A 15,327-nucleotide genomic window follows, 5' to 3' on the forward strand; every position below is an offset into this window, starting at 1 on the left:
ACATGCAAGCAGAACATTCCCCAATCTCCGTCAAGGGCTCACGCTGGGCGCGCCTGAAACAGGACTGGTTGTCCATCCGTATCTTCGGAAAGCTGATCCGTGTCATCGCCGTGCTGGCCGTGCTGGTCAGCCTCTATTGGCTCTTTGTGGCCTCGGACCGGTATGTCTCCGAAGCGACCGTGATCCTGCGCAAGACCGACTCCGCAGCCTCTGCGGCCACCGATCTGTCTGCCGTCACCAAGGGCATGCTGGGCATCAATCGGGCCGATCAGTTCCTGCTGCGGGAATACCTGCTGTCGGTGGACATGCTCAAAAAGCTCGACCAGAAACTGCACCTGCGCGAGCACTACAGTGACAGCGAGCATGACCCCTTCTCGCGGATGTGGCTGGGCCGCGATTCGATCGAGCATTTCCATGCCTATTACCTGTCGCGGGTCAGCGTGGAATATGACGACTACGCCGGGGTATTGCGTATCGCAGTACAAGCCTACGACGCCAAGTTCTCACAGGATCTGGCGCGTGCGCTGGTCCAGGAAGGCGAGCGCTACATGAACCAGCTGGGCCATGAACTGGCTCAGGCGCAGGTCGATTTCCTGGTCGGTCAGGTCGATACCGCACGCCTGCGGGTACAACAGACCAACCAGGCACTGCTGCGCTTCCAGAACAGCAAGGGACTGATCTCACCTCAGACCACGGCCGAGGGCCTCAACGCCATCGTGTCCAAACTGGAAGAGCAGCGCTCCCAGATCCAGACCAATCTGGCCGCCTTGCCTCGCAACCTCAATGCCGATCATCCCAATGTGGTGATGCTGCAGAACTCGTTGGCAGCGGTGGACCGCCAGATCGCCCGCGAGCGCGCCAAGCTCGCGCAGCCCGAAGGCAAGACCCTGAACTACACCATGGAAGAGTACCAGCGCCTGCAGATGGAAACGGTGTTTGCCCAGGATATCTACAAGGCCGCGCTGGCCGGGCTGGAGCGGGGACGCTCGGAGGCTACCCGGATGATCGACAAGGTTTCCGTGCTGCAGACGCCGAACCTGCCCGAGTACCCGCTGGAGCCGCGCCGTCTCTATAACGCCTTCTTCACCTTGCTGGTGGCACTCATGCTGGCCGGCATCCTGAAGCTTCTCGAAAGCATCGTACGCGATCACGTTGATTGACCTATGGGGGGAACCAGATGAAAGTACTGACTGTTTTTGGAACACGGCCGGAAGCCATCAAGATGGCGCCGCTGGTCAAGCTGCTGGAAGAAACACCTAGCATCGATGCCAAGGTGTGCGTGACCGCACAGCACCGGCAGATGCTGGATCAGGTGCTTGAACTGTTCGAGATCACACCTGACTTCGATCTCGACATCATGAAGCCCGGCCAGACCCTGTCCGATATCACCCGTGAAATCCTGGCGCGCATCGAATCGGTGCTGCAGGAATTCCAGCCCGACGTGGTGCTGGTACACGGTGATACCTCCACGACCTTTGCCACGACACTGGCCGCGTACTACCGCAAGATCACGGTAGGTCACGTGGAGGCGGGTCTGCGCACCGGCGACCTGTATTCGCCCTGGCCTGAGGAAGCCAATCGCAAGCTCACCGGCGCGCTGGCGAAGCTGCATTTCTCTCCGACAGACATGTCGCGCCAGAACCTGCTGGTCGAGAACGTGGACGAAGGCAACATCGTCGTCACCGGCAATACCGTCATCGATGCCCTGCTGGCCGTGAAAGACAAGATCGACAGCGACGCCTTGCTGCAGCAGGAATTTTCGCAGCGCTTCGGGTTTATCCGCCAGGACGCCCGCGTGATCCTGATCACCGGCCATCGGCGCGAGAACTTCGGTGCCGGTTTCGAACGCATGTGCGGCGCAATCGCCGAACTGGCCGACCGCTATCCGCAGGCTGATTTCGTCTATCCGGTGCACCTCAATCCCAATGTGCGCGAGCCGGTCAACCGCATCCTGCAGGGCCTGGCCAATGTCCATCTGATCGAGCCCCTGGATTACCTGCCCTTCGTCTACCTGATGCAGCGCTCGCACCTGATCCTGACCGACTCCGGCGGCATCCAGGAAGAGGCTCCGTCGCTGGGCAAGCCGGTGCTGGTCATGCGCGACACCACCGAGCGACCCGAGGCGGTCACGGCCGGCACCGTCAGACTGGTCGGCACCAGCCGCGAAGAGATTGTCAATGGCGTGAGCATGCTCATGGACGACGCCGCGGCCTACCAGGCCATGTCGCGTGCCCATAACCCCTACGGCGACGGTCGTGCCTGCCAGCGGATCGTCGAAGCACTGCTGGCAAGGAAGGCCAGCTTGAACTGAGCGCCGCGTGCGGCGGGTTCCGCGGGTTCCGCGGGTTCCATTTCCAACGAAGGTAAAAGTCATGCAAGCAAGTCAGCAATTCAAGACCATTTCGGTGATCGGGCTGGGTTATATCGGTCTGCCCACGGCCGCGGTCTTTGCCTCGCGCGGGGTGAAGGTGATCGGGGTGGACGTCAACGCTCGTGCCGTCGACACCATCAATCGTGGCGAGATCCATATCGTGGAGCCGGATCTGGACATCGTGGTGCGCGCGGTCGTCACCGATGGCGCCCTGCGCGCCACCACCGTGGCCGAGCCGGCGGATGCTTTCCTGGTGGCGGTGCCAACACCCTTCAAGGAAGGCTTCGAACCGGACCTGTCCTATATCGAATCGGCGGCCCGTGGCATCGCCCCGGTGCTCAAGAAGGGCGATCTGGTGATCCTGGAATCGACCTCGCCGGTTGGCGCCACCGAACGCATGGCCGAGTGGCTGGCCGAGGCCCGTCCTGACCTGAGCTTCCCGCAGAACGCCGGCGAGGCCTCCGATATCCGCGTGGCGCACTGCCCCGAGCGGGTGTTGCCGGGCCATGTGCTGCGCGAGCTGGTGTCCAATGATCGCGTCATCGGCGGCATGACTCCGGCGTGCTCGGCTGCCGCTGCAGCCCTGTACAAGATCTTTGTCGAAGGCGAGTGTGTCATCACCACGGCGCGCACTGCGGAGATGTGCAAGCTCACCGAAAACTCCTTCCGTGATACCAACATCGCATTTGCCAACGAACTGTCGTTGATCTGTGACCAGCTCGATATCGATGTGCGCGAGCTGATCGCACTGGCCAATCGCCACCCACGCGTGAACATCCTGCAGCCGGGTGCTGGCGTGGGCGGTCACTGCATCGCGGTGGACCCCTGGTTCATCGTGCACAGCAATCCGGAACAGGCCAAGCTGATCCGCACCGCACGCGAAGTCAATGACTTCAAGCCGAAGTGGGTCATCGGCAAGGTGGAAGAAGCCATGGCGCAGGCCAGGATGACCGGCGCGGACGTGCGTATCGCCTGCCTGGGCCTGGCCTTCAAGCCGGACATCGACGACCTGCGCGAGAGTCCGGCGGTGGATATCGCTCATGAGCTCTCGTCCCGCTACACGGGCCAGGTGTCACTGGTGGAGCCCAATATCGAGACGCTTCCAGCCCAGCTGGCCGAGGCCCGCCTGGTCGAGCTCGATACCGCGCTGGCTGAGGCCAATGTGATTGCCGTGCTGGTGGCGCACAAGGAATTCCGCGATCTGCGTTCCAGACTCAAGCCTCACCAGCGTCTGGTCGACGTGGTCGGTATCACCAGGGCATGAGGCCAGGCCGGCAAACGTATCAAGCTTCGCCCGCCGGCCCCTCCAGAAAGGTAACTATCTTGTTCTTGAAACGGCTCCGGTCAATGACCTTGACGATGGCGATCAATCGCCATCTGACGGTTTGCGCCTTGCGTTGGCTGGTCAAGCGCAAGGCACGCAGGGCGCCGGAGTACACTCCGCGTCCAGGCAGTCTGTTGTATGTGGCTGCCAGCGCGCTGCCTTATCACGTCTCCGGCTATACCAACCGGACCCAGGAAATCATTGTCGCGCTGCGCTCGGTCGGCGCCGATGTGAGCGTGATGACCCGCCCTGGCTATCCCTGGGATCGCAAGGACCGCGTCGTCGATGCCGGTCCTGACGCCACCCTGGTCGACGGCATCCTCTATCACCACAGCCGGAGCCCCTCCAACCATCGTCCGGTCCTGCAGTTTGCACTGCAGGCCGCGCCTGCCATTGCGCAACTGGCGGCCAGCCGCAAAGTGGCTGCCATCCACGCCGCTTCCAACCACACCAATGCCTTGCCGGCCCTGCTGGCGGCGCGTCGACTGGGAATTCCCTTCCACTACGAGATGCGCGGCCTGTGGGAACTGAGCCGTATCTCCCGTTCGCCCGACTTCGAGGGTAGCTGGGCCTTCCGCCAGGGGCTGGCACTGGAACGTCTGGTGGCGTCCCAGGCGGATCGCCTGTTCGTCATCTCGGAACAGTTGGGTAAGTACATCCAGCAGCATTGGGGCATTCCTGCCGAACGCATGACGCTGTTACCCAATTGCATCGATGCGGATCGCATTCCGGCGGCCGATCCTGCCCAGGCAGTGCCACTGACCATCGGTTACGCCGGCTCGCTGATCGTCTACGAAGGTCTGGATACCTTGCTGGAGGCCGTCGCCCGGCTCAAGCGTGAAGGCCTGGCGGTGCGCTTGCACGTGGCAGGCCACGGCGAAGCAGGCCAGGCACTGCAAGAGCAGGCGCGCCAACTGGGCATCGACGATGTGGTGTGTTTCCATGGCCGCGTCAGCGCCGTGCAGGCGCGCGCCATCATCGGCCGCTGCGCGGTGATCTGCATTCCGCGTCGTCCCTTCGAGGTTTGCAGGATCGTGCCGCCGCTCAAGCTGGTGGAAGCCCTGGCCATGGCGCGTCCGGTCGTGGTCCCTGATCTGCCGGTGTTCGTCGACGAGATGGGCAGTGATCCTGCCGGCTGGTTCTTCAAGGCAGGCGACTCCGCAGATCTTGCGCGCACACTCAGGGTGGCGCTGGAAGATCATGCGCAACTGGCTGCGATTGGCCAGCGTGCGCGTACCTATGCGATAGGGCAACGCCGCTGGCAGGGTTTCGTCGGTGCGGCAGTGCCGGGTGCTACCCCTCGGGCGAGCGCCGGCAATATGGGAGCACCGCATGGTCGGTAGAGTCATTCGCGCCGTCGGTTCGCTGATATACCGCTTCCCCGAATTGCAGGAAGACCAACCGGCAGCCGGTCCCTTCGGTCAACTCAAGATCGCGTTGGTCACCGACCATTTCACCGCCGACTGCCTTTCCGGAGAATGTCGCGTGCGGGCGCTCACGCCTGCCAACTACCGCACCGTCATCAGTGAGTGGAAGCCCGATCTGGTGTTCGTCGAATCGGCCTTCCACGGCATACGGGGCAGCTGGCGCTACGAGCTGGCCCGCCAGCCCCGGTTGCTGCGCCTGACACGACCGACGGCCATCTTCAGGCTGATCGATTTCGCCAAGGCCCAGGGTATTCCGACGGTCTTCTGGAACAAGGACGACGGCGCCTATTTCGAGCCCTTCATCGACGTGGCCAGGCATTTCGATTACATCTTCACCACCGACGAGACCTGCGTGCCCCGGTACCGTGCAGCCGCCCCCGGTGCGCGCGCGGTCAACACGCTGATCATGCCCTACCAGCCGGCTTTCCATCGTTTTGATGGCTTCCGCTTCACGCACAAGGAAGCCTGTTTCACCGGGAGCTACTATCGCCGCATCCTGGGTGCGCGCCGGGAATTCCTGGACAGCGCTTTCCAGGCATGCGCCGATACCGCGCTGACGCTCAACGTCTTCGATCGCAATCACGACCGGCTTTCCCGGTACATCGAATTCCGCTATCCCCGTGGCAGCCACCTGAACGTACAGCGTGGCGTTGCGCATCGCCAGACGGCGGAGATCTACAAGCGGCATGTCCTCTCGCTCAATGTGAATTCGGTCACCGCATCCGACACCATGTTTTCTCGGCGCCTGCTGGAAATCCTGGCCTGTGGCGGCATTGCGGTGACCAATCCGAGCCGTTCGGTGGAACGGCACTTCGCCGATTTTTGCCATGTTGTGCGCAATCGGGAAGAGATGCAGGAAGTCTTCGGTCGTCTCAAGCATGGCCCGTCGTCTCTGGATCTGGAGCGTGCCGAAGCAGGCGCCCGTTACGTACGTGCCCATCACACCTGGTCACATCGGTTGCAGGAAGTCTGCGCCGTGCTTGGTCTCTGAAGGGCGCAGCGTGCTGGTCTCCATTTTTTCCTTCCTCGCCCAGGCCATTTTCTGGCTGGTGGTCTGCTATTTCTTCCTGTACGTGGGGCTGGAGCTGCGTGCCTTGCTGATCTCGCGCAAGACCGAGCGGCGCAAGCTGGCGCAGTTGACGGCGACACCGGCGCTGCCCGTGCAGCCACCCGCTGGCTATCCGCCGGTTACGGTGCTGCTGCCGGTCTGTAACGAATCTGCCGTGATCGAACGCCTGATCCACGCCGTCTGCCAGATGCAGTACCCGGCAGGCCAGCTCGAAATTCTGGTGCTGGACGATTCGACCGATCAGACCTCGGCGCTGGCGCAGCAGGCGGCCAGCCGCTACCAGGCCGCCGGTATCGATATCCGCGTGCTGCGGCGCCCCGACAGGAATGGCTTCAAGGCGGGCAACCTGATCCATGGCATCGAACAGTCGCGTGGCGAGTTCTTTGCCATCTTCGATGCCGATTTTTTGCCACCGGCGGATTTCCTGCTGCGTACGATGCCTTGTTTCAGCGACCCGGAACTGGGCTTCCTGCAGACCGGCATCGGCTATGAAAACCGCGACCACTCCTTCCTGACGCGGTTCCAGGCCATGGAGATGGGCCACCAGCAATATGTGACCGTGGGACTGAGTGAAGATGGCGACATGGCTTCCCTCAGCGGAAGTTCCTGCGTCTGGCGCAAGCGCTGCATCGAGGCCGTGGGTGGCTGGAGCGATGCCACCGTGACCGAAGATGTCGACCTGGGTTACCGTGCCCAGTTCAGCCACTGGAAGTACGCCTACCTGCGCGATGTGATGTCGATGTCGATCCTGCCTGAGACCATCAGCGCCTTTCGCATGCAGCGTGAGCGTTGGGGGCGCGGCTTGATCCACAGCGCCTTCAAGCATGCCGGGGCCATGTTCCACCAGCGCATGCCGCTGATGCGAAGACTGCATGCCATCTCGACCATGTTTTCTTCGCTGCTGCTGGCTTCCATCCACGTGCTGGTCCTGTTGAGCCTGCCGCTGAACTATCTCCTGAACTTCGAGGCAGCCAGTGTCCAGTGGGGCGCCTTGCTGTTCTTCATTCTGGCCGGCGTCTGGGGCATCGACAATGCCATCGGCGCCAGCAAGGGCGCGTGGATCAACGACAAACGCTCCCTGGGACGCATGGTCTGGGATTCCTATCTCTACATTGCGCTGTTCCTGCCGATGGCCTGGTACTACTTCTTCGGTGGCTGTCGCGCCCTGTTCGGCGTCTATGGCGAGTTCCACCGTACCCCCAAGGCCGGTGACGAACATCGCACGAAGATGCCTCGTGCCAATACCGCCATGCTGTTGGGAGAGATATTCACGTTTTTCTATTCGCTGGCGGCCGTGCTGGTTGCGCTGGACGAAGACAATTTTTGCCTGGTACCACTGAACGTGACCGTCTGCGTCGGTTTCGCGATGGTGCTGTACTGGTCCTGGAAGGAAAGGTTGAGCCGTGATCATGGTTGAAGAAATACAAAGCACTATCGTCATCACCGGCGCCACCAGCGCCATCGGCGCTGCTCTGGCGGTGGCCTATGCGCGACCGGGCGTGCAGCTGGTACTACACGGGCGAAATGCGCTGCGGCTGGAGGAGGTTGCAGATGGCGCCCGCGCACTGGGCGCGCAAGTCGAGTTGCTCAGCTTCGACCTGCGCGATTTCGCCACGCTGCGTGATGCGCTGTCGCGGTTGCCGGTCATCGACCTGCTGATCCTCAATGCCGGGATCAACACCAGCACCGGGCCCGACGGTCAGGCCGAGCCCTGGGATGAAGTCGAGGCCCTGCTGGATGTGAACCTGAAGTCCGCCATGGTCGCCGTACATGCCGCCTACCCGGCCATGCGTGCACGCGGTCGCGGCCAGATCGCGCTGATCAGTTCGCTGGCGGCATACTTCGGCTTGCCGGTGACGCCCGCCTACAGCGCCAGCAAGGCCGGGCTGAAAGCCTATGGTGAGGCACTGCGCGGCTGGCTCATGCCCTATGGCATCAAGGTCAGCGTGATCATGCCGGGCTATGTCAAGTCCGCCATGTGCGACGACATGCCCGGTCCCAAGCCTTTCCTGTGGACGCCGCAGCGGGCGGCGGCGTCCATCAGGAGCGGTCTGCAGGCCAACCGGGCACGCATCAGCTTCCCGTTCCCTCTCAACCTGGGTACCTGGTTCCTGGCGGTGCTGCCGGCCGGACTGTCGACCCGAATCGTTCGCTGGATGGGCTATGGACATTAATGTGACTCTTGTCGTCGCGCTCAGTGCCTGGGTGGCAGGACTGCTGCTGTCGGTATGCATCGAAGCCCTGATGACGCCACGTCCCTCGCTGCACCGCCCGTGGGGCGCCTGGGCGCTGCACGTCGCGCTCTGGACACTGACGTTCGATGCCTTCCTGCTGGTGTTGGGCCGGCCCTGGTTTTCGATGGCCATCGTGTCGGCGGTCATGCTGACCTTCATCCTGGTCAACAATGCCAAGCAAAAGGCCTTGCGCGAGCCCTTCGTGTTCCAGGATTACGAATACTTCACCGATGCGATCCGGCATCCGCGTCTGTACATTCCCTTCCTCGGCTGGCTCAAGTTCATCGGTGCGGTGGGCGGATTCGTGCTGGCCGTCGCCATCGGTCTGCTGGGAGAGTCACTGCCGGAAATGCGCCTGGCGGTGCGGGGGCAGGGCGGTGCCATGCTGGTGCTGTTGGTCATCGGGCTGCTGTTGCTGAGGGCGGGTCTGCGCCAGGCGCTGCCCATCACGCTTGATCCGACGCTGGATCTGCCGCGACTGGGCTTCTGGGCAAGCTTCATCCGCTATGGGCAGGAGGAAAGCCAGTTCCCCCGCGCTGCTTCGCCGTTCGCCACGCTCCCGGCGGCGACCACGCAGACGGCGCAATTGTCGCATCTGGTGACGATCCAGAGCGAGTCGTTTTTCGACGCCCGCGCGCTCTATCCAGGTGTGAAGAAGGACGTGCTGCATCACTTCGACCAGCTCAAGCGCGATGCGCTCGTGCGCGGCACCATGAAGGTGCCGGCCTGGGGGGCCAACACGGTACGCACCGAGTTCGCCTTCCTGTCGGGGATTTCCAATCGTTCGCTGGGCGTACATCGCTTCAACCCCTACCGCGCTGTAGCCGCAGGCTGGAAGCCTGGTTCCGTGGCGCTTCATCTCAAGCGCCAGGGTTACCGCACCGTCTGCATCCATCCTTATCCCAAGAGTTTCTATCGGCGCGATCGGGTATTTCCACGGCTAGGCTTTGACGAATTCATCGATATCGAGCAGTTCGACGAGCAGTCGCGCTTTGGACCCTACACCAGTGACGATGCCGTGGCCGAGAAGATTGAATCGATTCTCAAGTTTGCCACCGGGCCGGTATTCATTTTCGTGGTCACCATGGAAAACCATGGCCCGCTGCACCTGGAATCGGTCAGCCAGTCGGATATTGACGATCTGTACACCGAGCCGCCGCCGTCGGGCTGTGACGATCTGACCGTCTATCTGCGTCACCTGCGCAATGCGGACCGTATGCTGGCCCGGTTGCGGGCTTTCCTGGAGCGCCAGAAATTCCCGGCTCGGCTGTGCTGGTATGGCGATCACGTCCCCATCATGCCGGAGGTCTACCAGCAATTCGGCGCACCCGATGGCACTGTGGAATACATCCTCTGGAGCAATGTCGAGGCTGGTCGGGGCGAGGTCCGGAACACCCGCGTGGAGGAGGTGTCCCGAATCATGGTGACCGAGCAGTCGCGTGCGACGGCACAGGCCAGATACGGCACCTGACTTGCCCGCCATCCGGATCACCATGCCTATTTTTTTCTTTCCCATCCCAAGCGCCTAGTCCAGGGGAATCGCGCCCATGCATAACGAGATCGAGAACAGTCAGACCTTCCCGCCAGCCGAGCTGCTGGCGGTGAATCAGGAGCTGCAGCAGGAGAACCAGCTGTTGCTCAGGCAGTCCGTGGTGTTGCAGGAAGAGCTGGAACGTCTGCAGGCGTTGCCACCGGCAGCCACAGTTCGGATCGACCTGATCGACGACCACGTTGTGCAGGCGCACGCCGACAATCTCGCCAACGCGGCCTTCATCGCCGCATGGAAACGTAACCTGGCCGCCGAGCGTCGCTATGCGGCCGCCAACGGCCGGCTGTCATGGTGGCGGCGCCTGTGGCAGCACATGCCGGGTGCCGACCGGCTGGGTGGCAAGAGCTTTGCCAAGGTGATCGCCGCTTATGCCAGTGGCGGGGCACGTGCCGTTGACGTCCTGTTCGACCAGTGCATGACACCGCCGGAACTGCGGGCCAAGGCGCTCACCGTCCTCGCGCGCAGTCTGCAGAAGGAAGACGCGCAGGCTGCTGCCGACCTGGCGCGCAAGGCTTACGATCTTGAGCCGCGGCCGTTCCGTCTCAAATGGCTGGCGCTGCGCCAGTACGAGGCAGGAGTGATGGAGCAAGCCCAGGCCAACCTGGATTGCTTGCCGGAGGATGTGCCGTTCAGCGAATCGGAACTGCGCCAGGTGGAAAAGCTGCGCCAGCAGACGCAACGGTTCTGGCATGGCAAGGCCATGCAATTGACCAATTTCAGCGAACGCCAGGCCGCGCTCAGGAAGCAGGCCAGCGAGACGTTGGAGAAGACGTCCCAGCTGCAGCAGCGGGTGGCGGCGCTGGAGGCGCGCAAAACCACGCTGGAGCAGGAGCAGGCCTGGCTGCGCAGTGAGTACCGGCGGGCGCAACAGGAGAATGCTGCCTTGCAGGCCGAGCAAGGCAGGCTGCAAGAGGAACGCGCCGCCGTGGTAGGCGAAAGGGACAGGCTCGCCGAGCAGCTGCGGGTGCTCCAGCAGCAGGTGGCGACCGCTCTGGGACACAACCAGGCCCTGACTGCGCAGATGCAGACACTGCTGTCGCAACAGGACCAGTTGCAGAAGTTCGGTTCGTCCATGCAGGAAATCCAGCATGCCAACGCCGCTGCCGACGCTCTCATGGCGGACTCCTTCAGGAAGCAGTCGGAAGAACTGCTGAAGGTCCGGCGTCATCTGGACAATGTGGTAAAGAACGAAGCGCTCAATGTGACCCGACAGGTTCAGGCTTTCCTGGGTGTGCAGAGCTACTTCGCCTCCGGCGAGTTACCCATGCTCAACAGTGAACATCATTCCTGGGCCATCGATATGGACCTGGCCCATTACCTGGTCGAGCTGATCGAATGCAATGCCTACGATCTGGTGATCGAGTTTGGCTCCGGCATTTCCACCACGGTGGTAGCCAAGGCGCTGCAACTGATCCAGGCCCGTACGCCCCAACGCGCGCCGGCCAGGTTTTTCTCTTTCGATCATCTGGAACCCTATTTCCAGAAAACCGTGGGCCATTTACGCCAGCTGGGACTGGAACATCATGCCCAGATCTGCCTGGCGCCTCTGTCCGATTGGCAATCCCGCGATGGCAAGCGCTATCCGTTCTATGCCTGCGAGGAGGTCTTGTCTGCACTGGCACGCGAGACGCCCGCGACAGCCCGCATCCTGGTCATCGTCGATGGGCCGCCAGCCGCAACCGGCCAGCACGCCCGCTATCCGGCGCTGCCATTGATATTGGCCCATTTTGCCGAGCGCGCCATCGATGTCCTGATGGACGACTACGTGCGTGCCGACGAAAAGGAGGTAGCGCAGATGTGGCTGGCCGATATCGGTGCCAGCGGTCAGCGTGCGCAAATGATTGAAAAGAAATTGCACAAGGATGCCTGCCTCATCGAGATCCGGCCGACGCTCATCGCGGCCCATTGAGGCGATACAGCAAGGAAAGAGTATGAAAACCGACAAGGACGTGGAATTGCAAACGCCGTCGCTGACCCGCAAGGCAATGGAAGAATTCGAGCGGGGTGACTTTGGTGCGGCATTGTTCAGCTATCAGGCCCTGGGCGAGAAACTGGGAGCGCAGTACGTTGCGGCCAATCTCGCCCTGTGTCAGCGCAGGCTCCTCAATTCGCCGCGGCACAAGGCGCTGGCGACGATTGCTCCCGGCAAGCTGCGCGTTGCGGCGGTGATGGATGAATTTACCTTCCACTCCTACGATCCCGAATGCACACTGCTGCAACTGGATCCGGACTGCTATCTGGAGCAGCTGGAGCAATTCCAGCCAGACCTGCTGTTCATCGAATCGGCCTGGCAGGGCTTCGAACAGAAATGGAAACTCAAGATCAGCACCAATGGTCCGGAGATCAATGCCTGCATCGACTGGTGCCGTAGACAGGGTATTCCGTCGATGTTCTGGAACAAGGAAGATCCGGTGCACTTCGGCACGTTCATCGACATGGCCAGGCAGGTTGACTATGTCTTTACCACCGACATCGACTGTATCCCGCGCTACAAGGCGCTGCTGGAACACGATCGGGTCTTCCTGCTGTGTTTCGCGGCCCAGCCCAAGGTGCACAATCCGCTCGAGATCTACGAGCGCAAGGATGCCTTCAACTTTGCCGGTTCCTACTACCTGCGCTACCCGGAGCGTCAGCGTGACTTCTCTTCGCTGATCGACACGGTCAAGGATTTCCGGCCGGTCGAGATCTATGATCGCAACTTCGACAAGCCGCATCCCAATTACACCTTCCCGGATCAGTACAAACCGATGATTCTGGGCAAGCTGCCGTTTTCGGAGATCGATCTTGCCTACAAGGGCTATCGCTACGGCATCAACATGAACACCATCAAGCAGTCGCAGTCGATGTTTGCGCGCCGGGTGTTCGAATTGCTGGCCTCCAATACGGTGGTGGTCAGCAATTTCTCGCGTGGTGTGCGCTTGCTCTTCGGTGAACTGGTCGTGTGCTCGGATAGCCCCAAGGAACTCCAGGCACGCCTGCGGCAGATCGTGAACAGTGATGTCAATTACCGCAAGTTCCGGTTGTTGGGTCTGCGCAAGGTCATGTCCGAGCACACCTATGCCCACCGCATGTCCGCCATCTGCGCCAGCATCGCCAGGACCGATCCAGCTTCGCCATCGGCACCGGTGGTCCTGCTGGCCAGGGTGCGCAACGAGGACGAGGCACAGCGCGCGGTGGCGGCATTCTCACGCCAGACCTACGTCAACAGGACGCTGCTGCTCATCGGCGAGCCCATGCCCGTCACGGAGGCACAAGGGCTGGTGGTCTGGGTGGACGAAGCCCGTTGTCGGGAGCGCATCGAGGCGCTGGCTGCCGGGACCCTGCTGGGCGTGCTTTGCCCAGAGGACTATTACGGCCCCAACTACCTGACCGATCTGGCCCTGGCCACCCACTACAGCCAGGCCGATGCCTGGGGCAAGGCGCTCGGATATCGCGCCGCTGCAGGCAGCCTTGCGCTGGAGGGGGGCGACGTCGCCTACCGCAGCGTCGGGATGCTGGCTGCGCGCCGTGCGCTGTTCAGGTCTGCGGCGATGACACCGGCCTTGCTGGAGCAACTGCTGGCCGCACCGGAAGAGGCCACCCTGGCACTGGAAAAGATGGTGGCTATCGATGAGTTCAACTATATCGAAGGGGGCGGTCTGCTATCCCCCGCGCAGCAGCATGAGGTCGACGATCTCCAACTGGTCGACCAGGGCATCGATTTTCCGCGCACGATGAAGGCGGTCACGGCCCGTCTTTCGCCATCCTCCTACCGTCAGGACGAAGATACCAGCGGCCTGCCTTGTCTGGAGGCCGGCAAGTTATCGCAACTGCTGGTCCCGAAGAAACTTATCCAGATCAAGCTGTCAGGGGGCAAGCTGTTGATCCATTCCCGCTTGGGGATGGGCAGCCATGAATATCTCTACGCTGGCAAGACCTTTTCCCGGGAGGAGCTCAATCTGGTCCTGAACAGCCAGTTCCGGCTCTGTGCCTCGGGTGAACTGGATGTGCGTACCATCTTCGAGTTCCAGGACAAGGATGGCAAGAAGCTCTCGCACCAGATCAACAAGGTCGGTGACAAGCATTCGCTGGCCATTCCCTCCGAGTGCGAGAAAGTCCGCTTTGGGCTGCGCATCGAAGGCGAGGGTGAGTTCCGTATCGACAAGCTGGTGCTGGGCAGCCATTCCGAACGTCCGGCCAGCTTCGTCTGCCGTTCGCCGCTGCTGGTGTTGAGCAAGCAATATCCTGCCTACGATGACCTGTATCGGTATGGCTTCCTGCATACGCGCATACGCGCCTACCGTGCTGCCGGTGTGCTGACCGAGGTCTTCCGTATCAGTCCACAGCCCCCCGGTTACCGCGAGTTCGAAGGCGTGGATGTGGCCACCGGAGATGCCGAACTGCTGGACGCCACCCTGGCCACCGGCCAGGTGGAACACGTACTGGTGCATATGCTGGACCGGCAGATGTGGCAAGTGCTGCAAAAGTATATCGACCGCATCCGCGTCACGGTCTGGGTACATGGCGCGGAGATCCAGGCGTGGCAGCGACGCCAGTTCGAGTTTGCCCTGTTCGATGCCCAGCAGATCGAACACAAGAAGAAGCTGGGCGATCAGCGTACCCAGTTCTGGCGCGGCATCTTCTCTGACATGCCGGAGAATCTGCACCTGGTCTTCGTCTCGCAGTCCTTTGCCAACGAGGTCTTTGCCGATCTCGGCATGCAGCTGCCATCGGAGAAATATTCGATCATCCACAATCCCATCGATACCGGGAAGTTTTCCTATATACCCAAGCAGCCGGATCAGCGCCGCAAGGTCTTGTCCATCCGGCCTTACTCGGCGCTGGCGTACGCCAATGATCTGACGGTGAAGGTGATCCAGGCCTTGTCCACCCACCCAGATTTCGCGAAGATGGAATTCCGTCTGATTGGCGATGGGGACCTGTTCGAGCAGACTGTGGCACCGCTACGCGCATTTGACAATGTGCGGCTGGAGCAACGCTTCCTGACCCAGGACGAGATTGCAGATTTGCATAAGCAATACGGGATCTTCCTTGTTCCCACGCGCATGGATACGCAAGGTGTATCGCGGGACGAGGCCATGTCCTCGGGCCTGGTGCCGGTGACCAACGAGGTCGGTGCGGTGGGTGATTTCGTTTCCCGCTTCAACGGCATGCTGTGCGCCCCGGAAGATGTGGAGGCGATGGCCAGAGCAGTGCTGTCGCTGTATGAGGATGAGACCTTGTTTGCCCGGCTTTCCGCCCAGGCAGCCAGTTCGGTGCGCGGTTCGCGCAGTGCCGAGGCGATGAGCAGGGCGGAACTGGCATTGATCAGTCCGGCCGGTGCGGTACGGGTGGCATGAGGAATCAATCGCGT

The 15,327-nt window shown here is 61.8% G+C and carries 10 protein-coding genes; all 10 read left to right on the forward strand.

What is annotated here, in order from left to right; translation table 11 throughout:
* Positions 1-2: 2 nt before the first annotated feature.
* Complete coding sequence (locus tag HBH1_RS04625; RefSeq protein WP_233207511.1) at positions 3-1,160, forward strand: KpsE/RkpR family capsule polysaccharide export protein; 1,158 nt, start codon at positions 3-5, stop codon at positions 1,158-1,160.
* 17 nt (positions 1,161-1,177) lie between these two features.
* Complete coding sequence (gene wecB, locus HBH1_RS04630; RefSeq protein ID WP_006462894.1) at positions 1,178-2,311, forward strand: non-hydrolyzing UDP-N-acetylglucosamine 2-epimerase; 1,134 nt, start codon at positions 1,178-1,180, stop codon at positions 2,309-2,311.
* A 61-nt stretch (positions 2,312-2,372) separates the two neighbouring features.
* Positions 2,373-3,635 (forward strand): UDP-N-acetyl-D-mannosamine dehydrogenase, encoded by a 1,263-nt coding sequence (wecC, locus tag HBH1_RS04635; RefSeq protein ID WP_102661759.1) that lies wholly within the window; start codon positions 2,373-2,375, stop codon positions 3,633-3,635.
* 95 nt (positions 3,636-3,730) lie between these two features.
* A complete protein-coding gene (locus HBH1_RS04640) occupies positions 3,731-5,038 on the forward strand; it encodes a glycosyltransferase family 4 protein (protein WP_102661820.1) in 1,308 nt (435 codons plus the stop codon).
* Positions 5,028-6,113 (forward strand): CgeB family protein, encoded by a 1,086-nt coding sequence (locus tag HBH1_RS04645; protein WP_102661760.1) that lies wholly within the window; start codon positions 5,028-5,030, stop codon positions 6,111-6,113. Before HBH1_RS04640 ends, HBH1_RS04645 begins: the two co-directional genes overlap by 11 nt.
* Positions 6,114-6,123: 10 nt before the next feature.
* Positions 6,124-7,608 (forward strand): glycosyltransferase, encoded by a 1,485-nt coding sequence (locus tag HBH1_RS04650; RefSeq protein WP_233207512.1) that lies wholly within the window; start codon positions 6,124-6,126, stop codon positions 7,606-7,608.
* Complete coding sequence (locus HBH1_RS04655) at positions 7,601-8,365, forward strand: SDR family NAD(P)-dependent oxidoreductase (RefSeq protein ID WP_102661762.1); 765 nt, start codon at positions 7,601-7,603, stop codon at positions 8,363-8,365. Before HBH1_RS04650 ends, HBH1_RS04655 begins: the two co-directional genes overlap by 8 nt.
* A 1-nt stretch (position 8,366) precedes the next feature.
* Positions 8,367-9,896, forward strand: a complete 1,530-nt coding sequence (locus HBH1_RS04660; protein ID WP_233207513.1) for an LTA synthase family protein — start codon at positions 8,367-8,369, stop codon at positions 9,894-9,896.
* A gap of 76 nt (positions 9,897-9,972) precedes the next feature.
* On the forward strand, positions 9,973-11,883 hold the full coding sequence (locus tag HBH1_RS04665; RefSeq protein WP_102661763.1) for a coiled-coil domain-containing protein: 1,911 nt from the start codon (positions 9,973-9,975) through the stop codon (positions 11,881-11,883).
* Positions 11,884-11,905: 22 nt separating this feature from the next.
* On the forward strand, positions 11,906-15,313 hold the full coding sequence (locus HBH1_RS04670) for a glycosyltransferase (protein WP_102661764.1): 3,408 nt from the start codon (positions 11,906-11,908) through the stop codon (positions 15,311-15,313).
* The last annotated feature ends 14 nt before the right edge of the window (positions 15,314-15,327 follow it).

The sequence above is a fragment of the Herbaspirillum sp. BH-1 genome, from assembly GCF_002870055.1.
Classification (GTDB): Bacteria; Pseudomonadota; Gammaproteobacteria; order Burkholderiales; family Burkholderiaceae_D; genus Herbaspirillum; species Herbaspirillum frisingense.

Excerpts from the sequence above, each read along its gene's own strand:
- HBH1_RS04625 (WP_233207511.1), top strand. The coding sequence starts at position 3 with ATGCAAGCAGAACATTCCCCAATCTCCGTCAAGGGCTCACGCTGGGCG.
- wecB (WP_006462894.1), top strand. The coding sequence starts at position 1,178 with ATGAAAGTACTGACTGTTTTTGGAACACGGCCGGAAGCCATCAAGATG.
- wecC (WP_102661759.1), top strand. The coding sequence starts at position 2,373 with ATGCAAGCAAGTCAGCAATTCAAGACCATTTCGGTGATCGGGCTGGGT.
- HBH1_RS04640 (WP_102661820.1), top strand. The coding sequence starts at position 3,731 with ATGGCGATCAATCGCCATCTGACGGTTTGCGCCTTGCGTTGGCTGGTC.
- HBH1_RS04645 (WP_102661760.1), top strand. The coding sequence starts at position 5,028 with ATGGTCGGTAGAGTCATTCGCGCCGTCGGTTCGCTGATATACCGCTTC.
- HBH1_RS04655 (WP_102661762.1), top strand. The coding sequence starts at position 7,601 with ATGGTTGAAGAAATACAAAGCACTATCGTCATCACCGGCGCCACCAGC.
- HBH1_RS04665 (WP_102661763.1), top strand. The coding sequence starts at position 9,973 with ATGCATAACGAGATCGAGAACAGTCAGACCTTCCCGCCAGCCGAGCTG.
- HBH1_RS04670 (WP_102661764.1), top strand. The coding sequence starts at position 11,906 with ATGAAAACCGACAAGGACGTGGAATTGCAAACGCCGTCGCTGACCCGC.